Source organism: Paenibacillus dendritiformis (genome assembly GCF_021654795.1).
Lineage (GTDB): Bacteria > Bacillota > Bacilli > Paenibacillales > Paenibacillaceae > Paenibacillus_B.
The window spans coordinates 4,089,484-4,110,377 of record NZ_AP025344.1; the positions used below are offsets into that span (position 1 = coordinate 4,089,484).

Here is a 20,894-nt window from a genome sequence, read left to right on the forward strand (position 1 = left end):
TTCCATTTGCCGCTTCAGACCGAGTGGCGCCTCTGCCTAACCTATCCCGATGCCGTTATGTATACCCATCAGACCGGGCCTTCTCCCTGGAGCACCTGCGGCGATCGGTTCAGGTCCGGACGCTCGCTACCCCTTGTCCCGATAGGAGGAGATGAATCCATACCACCAATAGATGGAGAAAAGGGCGCTGATCAGCACATAGATTGCCCATAATGCGCCTTCCCTCAAACCATACCAGAAATAGTGCAGTTCCGTCATGCCTTCGCTTCGGCCCATGGCATTCAGAAAAAACACCGTAAATCCCGTCACTAAAATGACGATATGCACCAAAGATATGCCAACCCGTCTGCGGATGATCAGACTGAAAGCACTCGCCGCCAGACTAATCCCGAACACCGAATAAAAGATTAGCCATACCCAACTTGCATTGGTCGCCCACATAGATTAATTCTCCCTGTCCATAATGTTTATATCCATCCCAGGTTACGGCGCATACAGCAGCGCAACCCCAATAAGCGACAGCCCCACGGCGAGCAAAAATACCACGTAGGCAGGCCTGCTCAGATGCGCTGTCTGCTTGTCATAATAACCGCTCCTGCGAAAAGGGCCGACCCATAGCTCCCCGATCAGATTCAACACAACCGCCAGCAAACTCCGGACCGATCTCATATTCAGCCACCTCCCTCCGAAAGGGTTCTTTCTACTCGCAGTATATTCCGACAAGGGGTGTCGGTATGCCCCGCCGCACGCGACAGCGATATCGCGGCCCGTTCATAGATCGCGTCCAGTTCCTCCTGGCCCGCCAGTTCCGCCCGATGCTCGAAGGTCACATGGAACGGGGGATTGCGGCTTGCCAACGCTTCCAAATACCCCAAGGCGTCTCCGTAACGGCCGTCGCCATTGCGCCGGGAACGGCGGCAAGAAAGGGTAAGGGAATAAAATATAGTCCGCGCCATCGCCTTCGCCCGCTCTTGCGGGCAGACGCATTCAGATTCGGCACAGTGCAATCAAGGGAGTCGAGGATAAGTCCATGCTCACCGTATTGAAGCGGATGAAGGGCGCGGCATTCCCGAACCGCCTGCACTTCCTGCTCGTCACGCGGCATGCCAGACCTCCATACCGTTAATCGGGCCGCCCGCCAGCTCGTGCCAACGCTCGGGTGCAAAAGATCCCCGCATCCCCGCCTGCAGTCGTCTCATCTCCTCTCTCGTCACCTAGCGCCGATATGATGCCAGATACAAAAAAAGAGAAAGGAAGAAACTTCTTTTTCAACATTATACCAGAAAAAACTTGACATGCTTCTACAAATGCAGACAGAAACGGAGTTTTTTCCCGAAATTCGCTCTTACGAAAAAAGCCGCCCCGACAGGTCGGGACGGCTGCGGAGCGTCGTCAGGTTACAATAAATGAAAGATCGGCTTGTCTTCCAGAAACGGAACCACCTTATCGGCGCAAAAGGAAGGCAGACGCTCCCGCATCCAAGGATGAACCGCGGTGTTCATCATATGGAAGGAATAATATCCGAAAATATTCAGCAGCATGAAGCCTTCGAGCAGCTTCATCGAATCGCTGCGCACCGATGAGAATTCGGCCGCATAGCCTTCCATGAATTCCGTCCGCCGCTCGGACGGGACGCTGAGCGCGCCGCCGGCCGCATCATACAAAAAATAACCGTGGCCGTACAGACAATAATCAATCAAGGTGAAGCCCCGAGCGGTTACAATAACATTGGCCCGGTTGATGTCGGCATGGATGATGCCCCATGTGCCGGGCTCCGGCTCGTAGCGCCGAAGCCGCTCGTTAATCCGTTGGAAGGCCTCGCTCATCAGGGCGAAATCGCCCGGCGCAAAAATGCCGTGCTCCCGGCCATAGGTCAGCCGCTCCAGCATGGCCTCATTCTCCCCGATACCGGCATAGGCCGGTCTGTTCGGGGCCGGATCCGGCGTGTATCCGCTCGTAAACCGGTGCAGCATGCCGACCTGCCGCCCGTAGCGGAGCGCGGCTTCCCTCGATGCGAAGTCATCCGGCTGCGAGTCCCGCCCTTCCAGCCAATGCAGCATCGTACAGTGGAGGAAGCCATCCCCGTCCGAGATCCGGGTGACGAATTCTCCTTCGCGGTTGCGGACCGGCATCTGCACATTCAAGGCGGTATTCTCTCCCAGCGCCTGCAGCAGCTCCATCTCCCCGGTCAGACCCGCCTTGGTATGCTGCAGGCCGTGAAGCCCGGCGTGGACCGGCTTATGAACCCGGAGCAGATAAGATGAGCCCGACTCATCGGTAATCTTGTACGTCAAATTTTCATTATGCCGTATGAATGTTATAATTGGCGATTGTATCTCGTAATGCGACAATGCATCGGCAGCGATGGCTTGATGGCCCACTTTTTCGTCTCTCCCTTTCTGCGCATGCAGGCCGTCTGCGGCATGGCCGCCGCTATTCCTGCTTGCTCATCAGTCAGTTCAATCTTCTCTTCCTGTCCATTCGAGCCGATCGCGATGGACAGCGGCGCTTCAATCTGCAGCTCTATTCGTGTTCCAACTATTTCCTGTACGTCAGCGAGACCTGGCCGGCTCGGAAAAGTCATACTTCGCCACCATCTCGCCCCAAGGGGCGATGCCGGTCTCGACGAAGCCGGCCGAAGCATACAGCCGCCGGGCCGCTTCGTTCTTCGGATCATAGCCGAGCATGCAATGCTCCGTCCGGTCCGGCTGCGCTCCGATCTCATCCAGCACAAGCTGCATGGCCCGCTTGCCGTATCCTTGCCCCTGATAAGAAGCATCCACCATGAAGCGGTAGATCCAATACTTCCCGTCATCCGGATCGATGCCATACATGGCGAATCCGATCATGCGATCGTCCAGATAGATGCCCTTGCATTGAAATCCGTCCAAAAACTGCGCCTCGGCGATCGAATACAGGTTCGACGCGATGAAGTCTTCTTGTCCCGGGGCCACCTCCAATGCAATGCATTCCTTCCAGTTGCCGGCCGTGATCGGCTGGAGATAAATGTTCATAGAAAATCCCCTTTCGGTTGTTCATTTCTTCTGTCCAAGCCGCCTTGCTCCCTCGGTTGCTCCGGTCCCGGCAGCTCGTATTGATAGAAGCACAGGTTCAGCCACTGATTGAATTTATAGCCGGCATTGCGAATCGTCCCGGCATACGTAAAGCCCAGCTTCTCATGCAGGGAAATGCTGCCCCGGTTCGACTCGTCGATGCCGGCGACGAGCGTCTTGTAACCGCGTTCCCCCGCGATGCGGATCATTTCCCGCAACAGCCCGGAACCGATCCCCAAGTGGCGGCATTCGTTATGCACATAGACCGAATGCTCAACGGTGTATTGATAGGCTGGCCAAGCCCGGAAAGGGCCGAAGGTGGCGAAGCCCATCACCCGGTTCTCCGCCTCATAGACCAGCACGGGAAGGTTGTCCCGCCGCTTCTGCCGGTACCACTCCATCCGCTGCTCCAGCGTATGCGGCTCATAGGAATAGACCGCGGTAGAATGGATTATCGCATCGTTGTAAATGTCCAATATGGAAGGCAAGTCCTGTTCAGTCGCTTCTCGAATCATGCTCCGGTCTCCTCTTCGTTCGTACCGGCGGGCAGCGTGCCATGGCGTCCCAACCGGCTATGCCGTAATTATACCAGTTCTTGGCGTCACGGAAAGCTGGAAATAAAAAAGAGACGCCTTGGCGCCTCTCTCTTCCTTGATCTCAAGATTCCTTCCCCCTCGCCCGTGCGCTCCGGGATCGGCCTTACACTTTGGCCGCCTGTGTACGCGGAAGCGGAGGTTGGCCGGCTTCGGCCGCTTCGGCCCGCTTCAGGAACAGACGCCCCTTCCAGCGGAGCAGGACGAGGATGCCGCGAATGTATTCGTCCGCGATCATGCAGGCGTAGATGCCGACGAGCCCCCAGCCCCAATGGATGCCTGTCAGGTAGGACAAGCCTGTGGCGACCAGCCACATCGAGAACACGGCCGTCAGCATGACGAACCGGGTATCGCCGACCGCATTGAGGGCGTTGCCCATCGCCATGTTCAGCATTTTGCCGGGCTGCAGCAGCAGATTGAGCCCGAGCAGCGAGACGCCGAGCGCCACGATCTCCGGATCGGCCGTGAACAGCCCCAGCAGCGCCCGGCCCGCGAACAGCAGCACGAGCGCATTGACCGTGACGAGCGGCAGGCCGTACAGAAGGGCGCGGTAGGCCCCTCTGTAGGCCTCCTCCATGCGCCCCGCTCCGAACAGATGGGCAACCTGAATCTGCAGCGCCATCGCGATCGAGGATCCGAGCAGGAAGCAGAACGATTCCAGCGTGTTCATGTACGTCCGCGCCGCCAGCTCCTGCGGCCCCAGCATCGCGATGAAGGCGAAGATGACGAGCTGGGAGAAAACCCAGCAGGACATGTTGACGCCGAGCGGCCAGCCAATATACAGGATCTCCTTGAAGCGCGCCCCGTCGAAGCCGAGCATCTCCCGCAGGCGGATGCGATGCCCGAACGACTGGACGAATACATAAGCCAGCACCGCCGTCGCGAGCAGCCGGCTGATGACGGTCGACAGGGCGACCCCGGTCAGCCCCCACTGCGGGAAGCCGAAGGCGCCGAAGATGAAGCCGTAGTTCATGGCGACATGGATGACGTTCATCCCGATGGCGATGATCATCGGCCCCTTCGTATTGCCGGTATTTCGGATAACCGTGCTGAGGGTGGACGTGAGCGCCGTCAGCACCATGCCGCCGCCGACAATCGAAATATAAGTGTCCGCCAACGGCAGCAGGCTGTCCGGAAGCTGGAGCACCGCCGCGATCGCGCGCGGCTTCGCGTAGAGCACGAAGCTGAGCGCGAGCCCGATCAGCGCGCTCGCGCTTACCGCCATAACGGCCACGGAACGCGCCTCCTCTTCCTTCCGCGAACCGAGCTTCTGCGCGATCAGGATGCCGGCCCCGCTCGCCACCGTCATGAAGAGGGTCGTCAGCGCCTGGAACAGCTGGTTGGAGAAGCCGACAACCGCGACCGCATCATCCGAGATGCGGCTCACCATCAGCGTATCCGCCGCCCCCAGCAAAAACTGCAGGAACAATTCTATAAAAATCGGCCATGCCAGCACTCCCAGGGCATACCGATTCTGTTCTCTTTTCACAAATGAAACCTCCGTTATCCTCTTGATGTGGCTGTATATCCTTGTGCAACGACGGATAGAACGTAATCATTATAGATGGTATACTCATCTTGATGTGTCACAATATCAACTTGAACTATCAAGATGCCAACCTGTTCAATTCGGAAAAAGGAGGCTCTTCCAATGAAAGCGCTGCAGTTCACCTTGCCGCCATTGCCCTACTACATTCACAGCGGTTCCGGCACGATGGAAGCCGGTCAAAAGCATGCCAGCCGCCGGAATATCGAAGTGTTCGATCTGCTGTTCGTGACCGGAGGCTGTCTTTATATGTATGAGGAGGAGCGGGAATATGCGGTCCGTCCGGATCATGTCCTTATTTTGCGGCCGGATCGGACCCACGGGGCGACGAAGGAATGCATGGAAGCGACAACTTACTTCTGGCTGCATTTCCAGACGGAAGGAGCGTGGGAGGCTCTTGAGGACATGCCGCACTCCACCGCCTTCGACAGTGAAGCGGCTGTGGCCTCTCCTTTCGCTCCGCGACCGTTCCTCCTGACCTTGCCGCAGTTCGGCAAGCCGCTCCAGCCGGAACGGCTGCGGGAGGCCCTGCTTCAGCTCCAGGAGCTGCAGGAGGGGATACCCGAGCCGAATACCCCCTGGAAGGAGCAGATGCTGTTCCAGCAGCTGTTCCATCTCCTGTCGGTATCGGCGGAACAGAACGACCTGTCTCCCGCCGCCGCATGCGCGGAGCGGGCAGCCGCATACTTGCGTCGCCATTACCGGGACGATATCAAGGCCCAATCGCTTGGCGACAGCCTGAACTTCCACCCGGTCTATATCGCCCGGTGCATGCAGAAGCAGTTCGGCTGCTCGCCGATCGAATATTTGACGCGCTACCGCATCGAGCAGGCGAAGCTGCTGCTGCACCAGACGGATCTTCCGATCTCGCGCATCGCGGAAGAGGTCGGCTTCCGTCAAGCGGCTTACTTCGCCGCTTGCTTCTCCCGCTATGAAGGAATGTCGCCGCGCGCATACCGGCAGCAGTTTTTCTGCCATTAAGGAGCCGGCTCCCGCAGACGGGCGGCCCGTCTGCGAGCGGGCCGCCGCTGCGGAGCCCCGCGTCTGCCCAAGCCCTCCGGCCCCGCTTGCCCGGGCCGCCCCGTTCCGTCCGGGCCCGCTTCAGTGCCCGCATTCATAGATGCGATGGCATACCGGACACCGTTCTTCCTGACATGCATTCTCCAGCAGCATGGCCTGCTCGATCAGCTTCTTCAGATCCCGGACGGCCATCGGTCTCGTATACTGATCGTCGTCGTCCAGCAGGCAGGCGATCTCCAGCAATCCCGTCTTGAGCTGGCTGCATTGCACCAAGTGATGAATGTTCATCTCTCTTCCCCACCTTCTTCAATCTTTTTGACGCTCTTCGCTTTTGCGTTCTTTATCAAGGTGTTTGTGCCAAGATTGCTATCCATGAATAGCACTATTCTGCTGATCGTTCTTCGCCGCGCTATGGGCATCTCCCTCCTCTCCCGGCGGCCACGCAATCTTGCCTGCCCAACCCTTCGTTATCCGTCTCCCCATGACGAGACTCCTGCCTCTGCCGCGGACCGTTCCAAGACTGAAGTATTTATCCGGCAACAGAGAGAGACAGAATCTTATCTCCATACGCATGGTATCCAGGGATAGCGTCGCTTGCCAATAATATACCGCAATGGTATGCTGTTTGCAAGTCATGAATCGCGAAAAAACGAGAAAAAGGAGGTCTGGCCGTTGACTATCGGAAAGATATTGAAGGAGCTTCGGGGAAAGCGATCGCTGCGGGAGATTGAACGTGAATCCGGAGTCAGCCATACCTATCTGAGCAGTCTGGAAAAGGGACGCGACCCGCGGACAGGCAAGGAACGCAAGCCGACGCCCGACACGTTGAAAAAGCTGGCTCACGTCTACTCCGTACCCTATGAGTGGCTGATGGGCGCCGCCGGATATATGGAGTTCGAGGAAGGCCTCTCGATTCCCGGCCACGAGAACGGGGCGGCGATGCAGGCGGACGGGACGGAGGACGCAGGCTGGAACTACCGTCCGGGCGGGAACAACCTTGCGCCCCGCGGCGTCAAGGAGAAAAAGCCGTTCTACGAATTAACGGAGGTGTTGAACGGCACCGTTCCTGTCCATTATTTCGGACAGCCCTTGAGCCGTGAGGATCTCAAGCGGACTCTTGCCATGCTGGAGGTGCTGTTCCCCGGACGGCGCCCCGCTTCCGATGCGCCGGAGGAAGAGGAACGCTAAGATGCGGTCTTGCCCGAATGCGGCGGCGGCCCTCCCGGGTTCGTCCGGGAAGGGCCGCTTCTTTTAATGAATATTCGCCTTGCTGAAATTGCCGCCCAGCACGTCCGATACGGTCTCGATCGCGATGAAGGCCTTCGGATCGATATCCTGCACAATCGCCTTCAGCTTCGCCACTTCCAGACGCGTGAGCACGCAATAGATCATTTGCGTATCCTCGCGCATATAGCCGCCTTGGGCGTAGATGAATGTCGTGTTGCGGCCAAGCCGATCGATAATGGCCTGCGATATTTCTTCGTACTCCGACGAAATGATCGTGGCCGACTTGGATTCGTTCAGACCTTCGACGACGATATCGATCATTTTGAAGGCAATATAGTACGTGAAGATGGAGTACATCGCCGAATCCCATCCGAATACGAAGCCGGCGACGATGAAAATAAAGACGTTGATGATCATGATTAGCTGGCCGACGGGAATGTTGACTTTTTTGGATACCAGAATCGAGACAATCTCCGTTCCGTCTAGCGATCCGCCGAAGCGGATGACGAGACCGACGCCCGCTCCGAGCATAATGCCGCCGAACATCACGGCAAGGAGCTTCTCATTGGTGAACGCATTCACATCGTGAAGAAATGCGGTCGTCAACGACATGACGGCGATGCCGTACAGGGTGGAAAAGCAGAATGTCTTGCCGATCTGCCTGTACCCAAGCATCAGGAACGGCACATTAAGCAGGAACAGGAATATTCCGAGCTTGAGCGAGGTCGTCTTGGACAAAATGATCGATATCCCGGCGATTCCCCCGTCGATAATGCTGTTCGGCACCAGAAACAGCTCCAGCGATACGCCCATCAAGACAGCGCCTATCGTAATAAATACAACCCGTTTGATAATATCCAGCAGCTTTGTTTTCTTATGAGTGCGAGCCATAAATCTCCTCCAAACTATAAAAGTAATCGGTATATCATCCCCGTCCAGAGAATCCAGGACGGGGATACGCGCCATGCCATGTGCGGGCCGGCTCGCCGCTCATGCGAACCCGGCAGCCGCCCTCTAGTCTCCGCCTTTATACACGAGCGAGCGGGCCGCCAGCTTCTCGCTCAATCGGACCAGCTGCTCCAGTTCGCCCTCTTCCAGCAAAGATAAGTAAGCCGTCAGCGTCCGCCTCGATCGGTCCTGCGCCTGCCGCAGCAGATGGTGGCCCGCTTCGGTAATCGAGACGAGCACGACCCGCCGATCGGACTTGTCTGGGACGCGATCGACGAGCCCGCTGTCGAGCAGCCGATCTATCATCACGGTGACCGCGCTTGAAGTCACGCCCAGTTGTTCGGCGAGCATGGACACCTTCCCCGGGCCTCTCCGCTCAATCACATTGAGCAGCGAGTACTGGGCTACCGTCAGCCCCAACTCCTTCACGTTCGCCATGTCATGCCAGAGCGTGCGCGCCAATACCGTCATGGCCTGTTCATAGCGTTCCACCCACGATGACATGCGTTCCATTGTCCCACTCCTTCCCGCGGCGCCGAGATTATTAAAAGATTCATTAATTAAACTATCAATTAATTAAACGATTTAATTATTATATAAGCAAAAAAAAGGAAGAGTCAAGCAGGCCCATTTTCCTAATTAAGGGAGTTTTCTTCACTTATTTTACATGAAGCGACATATATCTAAAATTTATTTAATAGTCGAATCAATTTCATAATGCATAATTACAAAACTGTAGATTAACCGAATTAAAGTATTTCCTTTTTTGAAAATTATGCAGCTTGCTCTTGGAATTGACGATTTAAACGATCACATGCTAATTTTATACAATTGTAAACCAAAGTAACCAAGTTAAAATGAACCTTAGCTTTTTGACCCGTTCGGTGTCTCACATTGTTCAATTGGAAGAATTCCTTCAAGTAAGCATTCACTCTTTCGACTGCAGAACGTCTCTTAGCGATTTCTTTCCAATGCTTTGAGCCTCTGGCCGGGGCGGTATATTTTCTAAGATCAGTTGTTATCTTCATTTTATAGACTTTCTGGCAAAGTGAATCATGCGCCAATGGACAGCTTTCGCATTCTTTCGGTCGAACATATTTGAGTGTTCCATATTTTGAATCGTAGCTGTCATAACGATAAGAATGCTCCCTTACACAGGTTGGGGCGAAGTGTTCGTCAAATCCGTCGTGTTCTGGTTCTCGGCGACGGTTATACGCAATTACAGCATGTGCCTCTGCTTCTCGAACTTGCTTGTATATAGGTTCATAATCGTATCCAGCATCCATGGTTGCGTACTTGAAACTGAAATTCGGATGCTGTGAAGCAACCCCTTTTAGGAGTGGAATGGCCGCTTTACCGTCATTCAAGCTTCCGGAAGAGAGCAAGGCTCCGAGGATATACTGACTCTGCGTTCCAATGGCAAGATGACCTTTATAGCCATACCAAAAGACATTTTTTCCATCACTATTTTTCTTGACTCCCCACTGCGGATCAAGAGGCATTTGATCTCGCAAAACATGGAATGATTCATTTAATTGAGCGGCAATTTCTTTTTCGAAGATTGGTTTTTGTTCCTCTTCTTCTTGCTTTTGTTTGAGCCAAGCTTCACGTTCGGCTTTTGTTTTTCGCCCACGCTTTTTTGGCTCAGGTTTTTCCTTTTCTTGCTTCGCAGGTGCCTGATCCCGAGCTTCGATATGGGTCGCATCGATTGCAACCGTATCGTCTGTAATGAATCCTTCTGCCATGGCTTGTTCGAGTAACTGCTCTTGCATGTCCTCCAGTGCATGGCTTTGGCTCATCTTGCGCACCAACCGGGAATAGGAAGAGGCCGAAGGAATCGCTTCTGAAAGCATAAAGCCACAATCCATGCGGAATAAGATGTCATGTTGAAGTCTCTTTATTAAATCTTTAATCGTAGGAATACGTTCAACGATTCTAACAATCAAGGAATAGACCATCGCCCTATAATTCACTTCAATGGGGGCACCATAAAAAGATGTTTTCCTGACCAAACGCAAGATCGGAGTGATGTCGATTGTAGAAAAAATCTCACGAAAACGATCTTTTTGTTCCATCTCATAAAGCTCTTGCAGGGTAAATAAGCTCTCATGTCGAATATAGGGCATAGGGAGTTCGCCTCATCTCTTTGGGTATTGTGTGGATACTTTACTTATTCGAGATTTGGGGAGGTACTCCTTTTTCTGTACCTTAAAAACCCAGTCATAGCAAGACTTTCGATTTATGAAATTGATTCAGTCATGCGAATTTTGTCGATAAATAATGTACACTCATTTACTCAGGCATCGTCCGCTAAAGTAAATGATGTTTCTCGATTTCGAACGCAGCCATTTTTCAAAAGCAGGGAGGAAAAACGGGGAGACAGGGACAAAGCATAGGTTTATAGTCACAAACAAGCATCAAATCCAATTTGGTTGGCAAAGGGCGGAGTTCAACATGAATACGAAATTTCAATTTCGATTCCGGCATTTAAAAACAGCAGTTAAAATTTACATTTTGGTTGGGATTGGCGTGTTGTTATTGGGAATCAGCACACTTCTCTCGTATAGTTCCATTCGTGAAATCAATCAAAGCACCGAGGTTATTTTTAACCACAATCTGACGTCCATCATCTGGCTGAAACAGATCCAGGTGAATAATCGATCGACAGATGCCGCTGTTTTCGAGCTTATGGCCAATAATGACGCGGGGGACAATAAACGTCTGAAAGAAACTATTGAGGCTTTTCAGAAGGATAATAAACAATTCCTTGAAAAATATGCCGCCATCCTTAATCACGAAGAGGAAAAAGCGTTATTCGACAAATACAGCAAGTTATTGCCCGCCTATCAGCAACAGCTCAACAATGTGATCGGGCTGGCCGTGCAAAATAAAAATGCGGAGGCTTACGATTATTATAATTCGGAGGCGAGAGGGACGCGCGCGGAGCTTCAAAACCTGCTTACCGAACTAGTGGAGTGGAATCAGAATCTGGCGCGGCAGGAAGCGGATACGGCGACGGCATTGGGCACAAGCGCCACAAGGAACAGCTTGCTGATTGGCGGACTGTCCCTGCTTGTGAGCATCGCCATCGGACTGTTCATCATCAAAGCTATTGTCACCCCGCTCAAGGAGATGCAGCTGTTGATGAATCGAGCGCAGCAGGGCGATCTGACGGTCCGGGGTACATATGATTCGAAGGATGAAGTCGGGAAGGTCATGCATGATTTCAATCAAATGATTGACGGCCTAGCCGCAATAATGAGGACGGTGAACAAGCAGGCTCAGGTTCTGTACGAAAGCTCGAGTCTCGTCGCCGATAACGCCAAAGAGACCGCCGCCGCCACCGAGCAAATCGCCGCTTCCATGGAGCAGGTCGCTGCCGGAGCCAAAAACCAGCAGGCGGCGTCGAAGGAAAACGCAATCGCCCTCGAGGAAATGGCCAAAGGCATCGAGGTGATTGTGGACAGAGCGACCAGCGTAACGGAAATGTCCAGTTACTCATCCGAACAAGCGGAGCAGGGCAATGCGATTCTGAATGAGGCGGTCAGCCAAATGAAGGCCATCCATGATTCCGTGAAGATGACGGGGACCGCGATTGGGCATCTGAATGAATCCTCGGAGCAAATCGGGAAAATTATTGATGTCATCACCGCCATCGCCAGCCAGACCAATCTGCTGGCCTTGAACGCATCCATCGAAGCGGCCAGAGCCGGAGAGAGCGGCAGAGGGTTCTCTGTGGTCGCGATGGAGGTGCGCAAGTTAGCGGAACAGTCGGAGGATTCGGCCAAGCAAATCGCCGGCTTAATCGAAGAAATCCAGTCCAGCATGCAGCAGACGACGAAGTCGATGGAGCTTGTACAGAAGGACGTATTATCCGGTATGGAAATCGTGGACAAGGCGGGACAGACGTTCGAGACCATCTTGGATACGGTCCAGAAAGTTACCTTCGAAATGCAGGAAACATCCGCTTCGACCGAGGAGATGTCGGCGGGGACAGAAGAAATCTCGGCATCTGTCGAGGAAATGGCCTCGATCGCGGAAGAAGCGTCCCAGACCGTGCAGACGGTCGTGTCGGCATCGGAAACACAGCTGGCTTCCGTTCAGACGATATCCGCTTCCACGGAGCAGCTGAGGGTGCTGTCCCAGGAATTGCAGGCCATCGTCAAGCAATTCAAATTATAAAAGTACCGGTGCCGCGAAAGAAAATCAAGCCAGGAAAAGCTTCCTGGCTTGATTGGCGTGGCCGGGCATCCCGCTCCCTGGCCGAGCTAGAACCGGAACGCCGCATATCTCCACTGGTTCTCCAGCGCTACCCACACATCATCGGTCTCGGCCCCGGCATACCAGTAAGCGAAGCCGGCGATACCGCGGCTCGCCGCCATCGCATATTTGGCGGCGAGAGAACGGCTCTCCTCCGCCCAGACCAGATGGCGAACGCCGCTGGCCGTGAAGTCCGCCACATACTGGGCTGTCTTGCCGTCCCATTTTGTCTTGCGGGAGCGCAGCAGGTCCCCTTGTTCCAGCAATGTCATATCGCGGGAAGTCAGCTTCTCTCCCTGTACGATCCACTCCCTTGTATAGAGAGGAAGCGCGGCAATCACCTTGTCCGAAGGGACCGACTGCAGCAGCTTATCCAATGCGCGCTGCACCCACGGCAGCGACGAGACCGAACCGGCTGTCGGGGCGCCCCCCCAATGCTCGTCATATCCCATCAGCACGATGTAATCCGCCGCCTCTCCCAAGGCGGCATAATCGAAGGCCTCGGTCCAATCCGTACCCAGATCCGGAGACACGTCGACAGAGAGCACCGCCCCCAGCCTGTGCAGCTCGTCAGACAGATCGGTGATGAAGGCGGTGAGCGCTTCTCTGTCCTTCGGGTAGACATTTTCAAAATCGAGATTCAAACCGTCCAGCCCGTACTTCACCACAAAGCCCGACAGCTTCGAAATGACGGCATTCTTCCGTGCCGGATCGGTGAGCACTTGATGCGTCAAATCCGCATTGAACCGGTTCCCCACCATCGCCCAGACCTGCTTGCCATGCTGCTTCGCCCAGTGGATGAGCGTCCTGTCGGTATGATCGGAGACCGTCTGGGACGAGTCCAGGAAATACCATCGCGGGGTCAGTGTATTGATTGGCGATGAAGCAACTTGCGCTATGTACTGCTGCGTCGTCAATTCATGGTGCCACCCCATCTCGATGCGCTGCGGCGGAGCCGCTTCCAGCTCGTGCGACCAATCGGGCCGCTGCAGGGCACGATGCAGTACGACAGCCGTCTCTTGGCGGGTCATCGGATCGTTCGGGCGGAACTTGCCCCCGTCGCCGTTCATCAGATTCTGCTCCTGCATCAAGCTGACATACGGAATGGCCCATTCCGCGATGTAATCCGCGTCCGCGTAAGAGAGCCAGCCGGAAGCCGCTTCCTTCGGCTGCTTGAACGCCCGCATGATGATCGCCGCCGCTTCTTGACGGGTTACCGGCCGCTGCGGTTCAAAGGAACGCTCCCCCGTGCCATCCACCAGCTGAAGCAGCAATCCCGCCTGCACCGCGCCGTAGTGCCACGCCTTGCGCGGCACGTCAGCGAATGCGGGGATATCGCTGGCCACGGGCTGCACCCGAAGCAGACGGTTCACCATCGAGATGAACTCGGCCCGCGTCACCGCCTTGTCCGGTTCATAGGTCCGGTTGCCGAAGCCGGTCACAATCCCTTTGTTATAGAGGGCGACAATATCTTCCTGCCCGTACCGCCCCTCAATATCGTCGAAGGGCAGCGGAGCGCTCTTGGATTCTCCCCAAGCCAGGCTTCCTGTAATGAACATGGCAGCCGCAGCCGCCAAAATGACGAATTTGCGTCGAAAACTCAATTCGGATGTCCTTCCTTCACTAAAGATGATAGATTGATGCTCATCCTCATCCTAGCAAAAAAGAGGAAATCCGTAGATGCTAAAATATTGGTAATCTATTCTATGAAGTAGCCAGTAATTGATTGCGCAGCAGCGACATCTGCTGATCCATCTGAAAGGAGGATTGCGCGAGCGCCTTCAATTGCTCTTTGGCTTCCTCGGGGATTTCTCCCCCTTGGTATTTGTAATTGAGCTTATGCTCCGTCGCCGCCCAGAAATCCATAGATGATGTCCGCAGTTGAATTTCCGCCGGAATCCACAGTACGCCTTCCGACAAGATCACCTGAGTCTGAACCACCAAATGCAAGCTCATATAGCCGCTTGGCTTCGGGTTCCGGATGTAATCCTTGATCTGAATAACGCGAATATCCTCCCGTTGTTCGATATGCTCCTTCATCATGTAGACGTCATCGATGAATGTCGTCACGATGCGAATGCCGGCGATATCCCGAATCTGTTCCTGCACGATCTGCTGGTTGAACGGGATGTTTTTTCGTTCCATCTTTTTGATAAGAGACAGCGGATCCTTGATCCTTCCCTTGATATGCTCGATCGGGGAATATCCATGCCTTGTCTTCCATTCCAAATCAATGATTTGAAAATCGCTTTTCAACTCATTGAGCGCCATTTGGTACTGCCGGAAAAAACCGCCCCAATGCTTCTGCAGCGCTTCCAGTATTTCAAATCGTCCAATCGTCAAGTTCATGCGGGTTCCTCCATTGCTGTTAACCTATATAGTTCAGCTTACGCTACACGGATTGGATTTTCAAATGGCTCGCATGCTTGTCGCTCATCGCGGCTTCAACCGGAGTCATGGCCCGTCTCGCAGCGCCGCCTGGCTCCCCAGGCCAGCGCCCCCCCGGAGCTCAAATGATTGTGAAATTGACTCCATACCAAGACATAGCTAATTTGCGCGCTACACGTTGCGAGGAAAGATTGTCTTCCAACGTGCTGTATAACGGGCAAGCGTTCATCTTCCGAACCGCCCGTGCCCAGCCGGCGACGACGGCGCCGGCATATCCCCTTCCGCGGCATGTCTCCAAGGTCTCCAGCCCGGCTTCATGCGATCCGGCGGCAATCCGCACGCTCCGGCAAATCGAGACGGCCCTGTTGCCGAGCACGAGCGCGACGCAGGGCTGCGCATAGTCGAGTTCCGAGGCCAGCCATTCGAACCCGCCATACAGCATTTCTGCGCAATTATCCCGGGTGAGGGCGACGACTTCCATTGCCGGGACCGTGTCGGGAACAAGATAACAAGGACCCATCGTGAAGCGTTCGCTGTGAAGGAGGCTCATATAAGCCTCGAAATGCTTCGGCTTCGTGCGGAAATCCCGGATGATCGGCTCGTCGGCGCATAATTCCGTCAGCTTCCCGGCAAGCTTCTCCGGGACGTCATGACGAACCCGGCACAGAGCCGAACCATCAGTCGACCGTCCGAGGAAAAACCGGGGCGCAGGGGGCCCGCCGGGCCAAGGCTCGTTGATCGCGAGAAGCCTCATGCTTCGGTCATGCGTAAACATCGCCTCGGCATGCAATTCCATCAACACATGGGCGGCAGGCTTGTTTTTTTCCTGATCACTCAAGCTTCCGTCCCTCCGATCCTTTAGAATGAACAAGCTGCAATCTCAAGTACGGCTTCATCATAGCAAAAAAATCCAACCCTTACACGGTTATCGTTGCTCTGCGAACAAGACGCCATAAAAAACAAGCGGGTGCTTCACCCGCTTCCAATGTGTTCTCTCCTTCCCTATTCATCCCTTGATCAGACAAGCCCCTGCCCTCTTGCCGAACGCGCCAGCCCGGTGACGCGGCGGCAACCCTCCCCCTGCATCCATTCCAGAAACGGCATTTGCCGATCGAACTGCCGTTTCCATTTGGCCGCCGGATCGGGCGCATACGCCGCCTGACAGAGGAAGAACAAGCTTACCCGGCAGAGCGCCGCCGGCAGAGCGCGAATCTCTTCGTCGGTCAACTCCCCATAGCCGGATAGAAAGGCGGCATCGAAGGCGTCCGCATACTGGGGGAGCAGCAAATAGATAACCCATAATGCATAGGCCACGTCGAACAATTGAACGCCATGCTGCACAAAATCAAAGTCCATTACGCAATTGACATCGTTGAACAGATACCGCTGATTCCAGAAATGCCAGTCGCCATGAATAATGGAACGCGGCAGGAACGGTTCCGCTTCATCATACTCCTTGAACGTCCGCTCCATAAAATAAGATGTGCGGGATATCTCCTCGACCGGTATTCCCGAGAGCGAGCGAAGGTGACGGAACGTATCGGTCAAATAAGCGGTCGGACGATAAAATGACCAATCCGGAATCGGCCCCGGCTGTCTATCCCGCAGCAGGCGATGGAACTTCCGCAGCATGCCCGCACTCGCCCGCACTTGCTTCTCCCGGCATTGGAAGCTTCTCCCCCGCACATACGGGGTCACTTGAATTCGCTGACCCTCATCATACATGATGCTGGCCCCCTCCTCATCCTGAAGCGGCCGCAGCACGGGTAGCTCTTCCTCCGCCAAGGAATCCAACAACCTTAACACATATTGAAGATGTTCATCCCGAACCGAAGAATTGACGAATCGAATGACATAGCTTCCTGTGGTCGTCCTGATTTTGACATTGATATTAAAAGATCCCCGAAGTCTGATCGCTTCCCCCAACAGTTCGCCTAACGAAAAGTGACGGCAAACCCGTTCCACAGTGGTTCGGAAAGCATCGTTCACGCTGACATCGAGGGATGCCCCCATCTCAACCACTCCTTTTGATCAATTCATCCCAATCGCGCAGCCGTTCCGAATCGATCGCCTCGACATGCTCCAGGAACGATTCCAGCAGGTTCATTCTTTGGAGTCCCTCGGCCAATACGATGGGAACGGCGCAAGATTGGGAATAAGCATGAACCAAGTCGATAATTTTCATCTTGCCGCCCCGATAAAAAAATAAATGGAACAAGGCAATGTCGATTCGGGTAAACTTCCTCTCCTTCATCTCATCAAGAGTGTCCAGAATCTGTGCCGCATTCTCTCTAGTCAGGCGGCCTGTGCGGCGCAGCCGGGACAACATCGTCTCCCCGTCCAAATATTCCATAATGATATAATCCGATCCGGCCTCATAGAGCTTCGGCAGAATCGGCGAGCCCATTGCCCGGCCGTATGCTTCGGATTCCAGTTGGGCGTACCGCGCCTTGGCATAGATTTTGACGCATCGATCAGGCGCAATCCGGTACACCGTCCCTTGCTGTCCGCTCCCTATTTTTTCGGCGTGCTCAGGCAAACGGTACTCCTTCAATGAGGTCACCTCTCTATAAACAGACTCTGATGCAATATATTCATCCTCTCCCGAAAAATAGGTAGTCAATGGCGGAAAAGGAGTAACATCCTTCAGAAATACACGAGTGTACATGTCACTTTTGTTCCTATGACATATGTATAAATATATGCTAACCCCTCTATAAAGGGCGTGAATCGATGCAGAAAACCAAACGGGCGCCGACCGTCAAGAAAAAAACTGGAAGACGCGAACATTCCCCGATCAAGCGGACCCGCAATCGGATCGGAATGGCCAACTCTGCCGCCCTTCACCCAGCACCTGCCGTTGTCTCTCCCGTCCCTTCCCCTTTATTATGGCCGCTGCGCATCTTGATGGTCATCGATCAGTTCAATATCGGAGGAACCGAAACGTATACGCTGTCATTGACAAGAGAGCTCATCCGTCAGGGTGCGTTCGTGGCTGTGGCCGGCAAGAGAGGGAAGCTGTTGGATTCCTTTATCGGACTCGGATGTCCATACTACGAGATCGATTTCGTACAGGATAATTTCGAGCCTGACGAGGAGAATCAGATTCAGCATTTGAACGTGCTGAAAATGGTCATCCATGCCGAACGAATCCACATTGTGCATGCCCATCAGACTCCTTCGGGCGAGCTGGCAAGGAAGGCGGCCGAGCACATGAATGTCCCTTTTGTCTTTACCGTTCATGGATGCTATTACGACGGGCCCGCCATGGAGAAGCTGCGGTCCGGAACGACCTTCATCAGCGTCAGCCCCGTGGTGAAACGCATGCTGGGCCTTCATGGCATTGAGTCGCGGCTCATCCCCAACGGAGTCGATGCGGCCGAGTACAACGCCTACAATCCAACGTACCAGCAATACTTGCGCAGCAAGCTGGGAATACCGAAGCATGCCTTTGTCGTATTATATGCCGGCCGTCTGTCCTGGGAGAAAGCGGATATATGCGAGGAAGCGATTCGCACGGTGGCCGCGCTGCGCAGATCGGGGAACTCCCCGTTCATTCTCATGATTGTAGGGGGCGGCCGAGACGAGAAAATGGTAGCGGAGGCTGCGGAGCGAGAAAGGCAGTTGGCCGGAGAACCGTTTATTATTTTTCCGGGAGAAGTATTGAACATGAGAGCTTGCTACGCCATCAGCGATTGCGTCATCGGAACCGGCCGTATCGCGCTGGAAGCCATGGCCTGCCTGCGCCCTCTTATATCCGTCGGAAGCAGAGGGTTCCTCGGTATCATCGACGCCAGCAAATATGATGAGGCTTGGGATTGCTGGTTCGGGGATCACCAATCAGAGCAGCCTTTATCGCGAGAACTGCTGATGGCCGATATTCAGCAGATTCGGCAGATGGGCCGCGAAGAGAAAAGCGAGCTGGTGCAATCCGGAAGGGCCTTCGTAACGGAGCGATTTCATGTCTCCCAAGCCGCCAGCCGGATGCTGGATATTTACCGCCAGCTGGTTCTGCCTATGATGTGACTAATTAACGATTATGGAGGGAAAGCCGTTGGAACAATATCAAATTGGTCCTTGGGAGCACTTGATTCATACCGTCCCGGCCGGAACGGTACTCGAACAATACGTGCCTCCGGAAGTGGAGGAAGTAGCGCGGCATGTCATAAGCCAATATGATATGCAGGTCAGCAGCATGGTGCTGATTACGTCGAAGCCCGACAAGGGCGGGGCCATCTGGAGAATCGACACCGACAAAGGCCCTCGAAGTCTCAAGGTGCTGCACCGCGTTCCTTCCCGCAGTCTGTTCAGCATCGGCGCACAGCAGTATCTGGTGGAGCAAGGAGCACGCGTGCCCGCGCTGATTCCAACGACGGGGAATGAGATCTACGTGGAGGCCGGGGGCAAGCTGTGGATTGTCACGGATTGGATCGAGGCGATGCAGCCTGTGTCCAAAATCGATCTGGAAGGCGCCGCTACGCTTTGTTACGGGCTTGGCGAATTCCACCTGCTGTCCAAAGGATACGTCCCTCCTCCGCGGGCAGGCAAATCGTCCCGTCTGTACACCTGGCCCAAATACTATGAAAAAATTATTGCCAAAATCGGGTGGTTCCGGGATATTGCCAACGCCTACAATGAATTTCCCGCCAGCCAGCAATTGCTCGGCGTCGTCGATGAATTCGAGAGACAGGCGCGCGAGGCGCTGGAACGTCTGTATGCCTCCAAGTATTTCAGCATGACGGCGATGGGCGAGCCGCATTGGGGTCTCGTTCACCAAGACTATGGATGGTCGAACGGCCAGATGGGGCCGGGCGGCATCTGGGTTATCGACTTGGACGGCGTCGCGTATGATTTTCCGTTCCGTGACCTGCGTAAGCTGATTACGAGCACCATGGACGATATGGGCGTATGGGACATGGCCTGGATTCGCGGAATGATCGGCGCCTATCACGAGGCGAATCCGATGGATCGGGAGATGTTCGAGCTCCTCTGCTTGGACATGGCCTTCCCGAATGAATTCTACAAGCATGTCAAGGAAGTCGTGTTCGACCCTGTGACCTTCCTCGGAATGGAGCTGGAGCCGGTATTGCAGCGCGTGCTGGCGACCGAGAACACGAAGTGGCAAGCCTTGACGGAGCTGGCGGCCGATGCCGAGCAGTATGCGCCCGGCGATTATAGCACGCCTGCGCCCGCCGCTTCGTGGCACATGGCGCTCCCTGACTCCCTCGTCAATGGCGAGGCGCTGCCGGCCGTAGAGGTACCCGCCTTCCCGCAATCGGATCCTCCTCCAGCGGCTCCGGCCGGCGATGCGGCAGAGGCGAATGCCGGGTCGCCGGATACCGTTCCAGCCCCAGCCGAACCGGCGCCTGACGAACCGGTTCATGCTGCGGCGGAGCATATGACCGGGGAACCGGTTGCATCGGCAGCTGCCGAACCGGCGCCTGCTGAACCGGCGCCTGCCGCGGTGGAGCATGTTGCCGCGGATCCGGTTGCTGTGGCACCTGCTGAAGCGTCGCCTGCCGCCCATCCGGTTGTCCCTGCGCCCGCTTCGAGTTCCACGGCTCCTGCCGTCGATCCGATATTGCCGCAGGAGACCGGAACGACGCGCCGCCGCAAAAGAACGCCGAGCCGTATTCGCCCTTCCGGGGGCCGCAAGCGTCTGTCCCGGAGAAGAGCGTTGCTTCGGCGCAAGCGGCGGATCGGCATGGCGCGTATGCGCCGCATGAGGGCAGCCCGGTTATCGCGCCGGTACCGTCATGCTGGCCCGAGCAAGCTGCTTGCCGGTTCAAGAGGCCGCTTGCGCGCCGCCCGCTATTCTTCCCGCAAGAAGTCCCGTTCCGGCTATACTGCCTAAGACAG

General features: G+C 55.0%; 22 protein-coding genes. 5 read left to right on the top strand and 17 right to left on the bottom strand.

Annotated features, from left to right (window positions below; all coding sequences use genetic code 11):
• Nucleotides 1–126 precede the first annotated feature (126 nt).
• From L6439_RS18080 to L6439_RS18115, 8 genes are all read right to left on the bottom strand, one after another.
• A complete protein-coding gene (locus tag L6439_RS18080; protein ID WP_168178832.1) occupies nucleotides 127–441 on the bottom strand; it encodes a hypothetical protein in 315 nt (104 codons plus the stop codon).
• 42 nt (nucleotides 442–483) lie between these two features.
• The gene (locus L6439_RS18085) at nucleotides 484–669 is read right to left on the bottom strand and encodes a hypothetical protein (protein WP_213468079.1); all 186 of its coding nucleotides are present in this window, start codon (nucleotides 667–669) and stop codon (nucleotides 484–486) included.
• 2 nt (nucleotides 670–671) lie between these two features.
• Complete coding sequence (locus L6439_RS18090) at nucleotides 672–956, bottom strand: hypothetical protein (protein ID WP_213468078.1); 285 nt, start codon at nucleotides 954–956, stop codon at nucleotides 672–674.
• A 441-nt stretch (nucleotides 957–1,397) separates the two neighbouring features.
• Nucleotides 1,398–2,381 (bottom strand): phosphotransferase enzyme family protein, encoded by a 984-nt coding sequence (locus L6439_RS18095; protein ID WP_213468077.1) that lies wholly within the window; start codon nucleotides 2,379–2,381, stop codon nucleotides 1,398–1,400.
• A complete protein-coding gene (locus tag L6439_RS18100) occupies nucleotides 2,318–2,584 on the bottom strand; it encodes a hypothetical protein (RefSeq protein ID WP_213468076.1) in 267 nt (88 codons plus the stop codon). The genes L6439_RS18095 and L6439_RS18100 overlap by 64 nt, the downstream gene beginning before the upstream one ends.
• On the bottom strand, nucleotides 2,553–3,014 hold the full coding sequence (locus L6439_RS18105) for a GNAT family N-acetyltransferase (RefSeq protein WP_168178836.1): 462 nt from the start codon (nucleotides 3,012–3,014) through the stop codon (nucleotides 2,553–2,555). The genes L6439_RS18100 and L6439_RS18105 overlap by 32 nt, the downstream gene beginning before the upstream one ends.
• On the bottom strand, nucleotides 3,011–3,568 hold the full coding sequence (locus L6439_RS18110; RefSeq protein WP_213468075.1) for a GNAT family N-acetyltransferase: 558 nt from the start codon (nucleotides 3,566–3,568) through the stop codon (nucleotides 3,011–3,013). Before L6439_RS18110 ends, L6439_RS18105 begins: the two co-directional genes overlap by 4 nt.
• A gap of 184 nt (nucleotides 3,569–3,752) precedes the next feature.
• Nucleotides 3,753–5,135: an MATE family efflux transporter gene (locus L6439_RS18115; RefSeq protein WP_168178838.1), complete on the bottom strand. Its 1,383-nt coding sequence runs from the start codon at nucleotides 5,133–5,135 to the stop codon at nucleotides 3,753–3,755.
• A gap of 162 nt (nucleotides 5,136–5,297) precedes the next feature.
• Between L6439_RS18115 and L6439_RS18120 the strand changes: the two genes are divergently transcribed.
• Nucleotides 5,298–6,173, top strand: a complete 876-nt coding sequence (locus L6439_RS18120) for a helix-turn-helix transcriptional regulator (RefSeq protein ID WP_168178839.1) — start codon at nucleotides 5,298–5,300, stop codon at nucleotides 6,171–6,173.
• A gap of 120 nt (nucleotides 6,174–6,293) precedes the next feature.
• On the opposite strand, the gene L6439_RS18125 is transcribed toward L6439_RS18120, so the two are convergent.
• The gene (locus L6439_RS18125) at nucleotides 6,294–6,500 is read right to left on the bottom strand and encodes an exonuclease (protein WP_168178840.1); all 207 of its coding nucleotides are present in this window, start codon (nucleotides 6,498–6,500) and stop codon (nucleotides 6,294–6,296) included.
• Between the two features lie 384 nt (nucleotides 6,501–6,884).
• Here L6439_RS18125 and L6439_RS18130 point away from each other — a divergent pair, with 384 nt between their 5' ends.
• Nucleotides 6,885–7,400, top strand: coding sequence for a helix-turn-helix domain-containing protein (locus L6439_RS18130; protein ID WP_168178841.1), 516 nt, complete (start codon nucleotides 6,885–6,887; stop codon nucleotides 7,398–7,400).
• Between the two features lie 63 nt (nucleotides 7,401–7,463).
• Here L6439_RS18130 and L6439_RS18135 read toward each other — a convergent pair whose 3' ends face one another.
• The 3 genes from L6439_RS18135 to L6439_RS18145 form a co-directional block, all read right to left on the bottom strand.
• Nucleotides 7,464–8,330: a YitT family protein gene (locus L6439_RS18135; protein ID WP_168178842.1), complete on the bottom strand. Its 867-nt coding sequence runs from the start codon at nucleotides 8,328–8,330 to the stop codon at nucleotides 7,464–7,466.
• Between the two features lie 123 nt (nucleotides 8,331–8,453).
• On the bottom strand, nucleotides 8,454–8,900 hold the full coding sequence (locus L6439_RS18140) for a MarR family transcriptional regulator (protein WP_168178843.1): 447 nt from the start codon (nucleotides 8,898–8,900) through the stop codon (nucleotides 8,454–8,456).
• Nucleotides 8,901–9,160: 260 nt separating this feature from the next.
• A complete protein-coding gene (locus tag L6439_RS18145) occupies nucleotides 9,161–10,513 on the bottom strand; it encodes a transposase (protein ID WP_213471782.1) in 1,353 nt (450 codons plus the stop codon).
• A gap of 328 nt (nucleotides 10,514–10,841) precedes the next feature.
• Between L6439_RS18145 and L6439_RS18150 the strand changes: the two genes are divergently transcribed.
• Nucleotides 10,842–12,569, top strand: a complete 1,728-nt coding sequence (locus L6439_RS18150; protein ID WP_168178844.1) for a methyl-accepting chemotaxis protein — start codon at nucleotides 10,842–10,844, stop codon at nucleotides 12,567–12,569.
• A gap of 86 nt (nucleotides 12,570–12,655) precedes the next feature.
• Here L6439_RS18150 and L6439_RS18155 read toward each other — a convergent pair whose 3' ends face one another.
• The 5 genes from L6439_RS18155 to L6439_RS18175 all read right to left on the bottom strand — a co-directional run bounded on the left by L6439_RS18155 (nucleotide 12,656) and on the right by L6439_RS18175 (nucleotide 17,589).
• Nucleotides 12,656–14,251 carry an S-layer homology domain-containing protein gene (locus tag L6439_RS18155; RefSeq protein WP_213471598.1) on the bottom strand — a complete coding sequence of 532 codons (1,596 nt, stop codon included), beginning with the start codon at nucleotides 14,249–14,251 and terminating at the stop codon, nucleotides 12,656–12,658.
• 100 nt (nucleotides 14,252–14,351) lie between these two features.
• Nucleotides 14,352–14,996: a GTP pyrophosphokinase gene (locus L6439_RS18160; RefSeq protein WP_168178845.1), complete on the bottom strand. Its 645-nt coding sequence runs from the start codon at nucleotides 14,994–14,996 to the stop codon at nucleotides 14,352–14,354.
• Nucleotides 14,997–15,156: 160 nt separating this feature from the next.
• Nucleotides 15,157–15,873: a kasugamycin N-acetyltransferase AAC(2')-IIb gene (gene aac(2')-IIb / locus L6439_RS18165; RefSeq protein WP_237096529.1), complete on the bottom strand. Its 717-nt coding sequence runs from the start codon at nucleotides 15,871–15,873 to the stop codon at nucleotides 15,157–15,159.
• A 179-nt stretch (nucleotides 15,874–16,052) separates the two neighbouring features.
• Nucleotides 16,053–17,048, bottom strand: coding sequence for a phosphotransferase (locus L6439_RS18170; RefSeq protein WP_213471597.1), 996 nt, complete (start codon nucleotides 17,046–17,048; stop codon nucleotides 16,053–16,055).
• Nucleotide 17,049: 1 nt separating this feature from the next.
• Complete coding sequence (locus L6439_RS18175; protein ID WP_168178847.1) at nucleotides 17,050–17,589, bottom strand: protein kinase family protein; 540 nt, start codon at nucleotides 17,587–17,589, stop codon at nucleotides 17,050–17,052.
• A 179-nt stretch (nucleotides 17,590–17,768) separates the two neighbouring features.
• Here L6439_RS18175 and L6439_RS18180 point away from each other — a divergent pair, with 179 nt between their 5' ends.
• Both L6439_RS18180 and L6439_RS18185 read left to right on the top strand, forming a co-directional pair.
• Nucleotides 17,769–19,061 (top strand): glycosyltransferase, encoded by a 1,293-nt coding sequence (locus L6439_RS18180; RefSeq protein WP_168178848.1) that lies wholly within the window; start codon nucleotides 17,769–17,771, stop codon nucleotides 19,059–19,061.
• Between the two features lie 28 nt (nucleotides 19,062–19,089).
• Nucleotides 19,090–20,889 carry a CotS family spore coat protein gene (locus L6439_RS18185; protein WP_213471596.1) on the top strand — a complete coding sequence of 600 codons (1,800 nt, stop codon included), beginning with the start codon at nucleotides 19,090–19,092 and terminating at the stop codon, nucleotides 20,887–20,889.
• Nucleotides 20,890–20,894 lie beyond the last annotated feature (5 nt).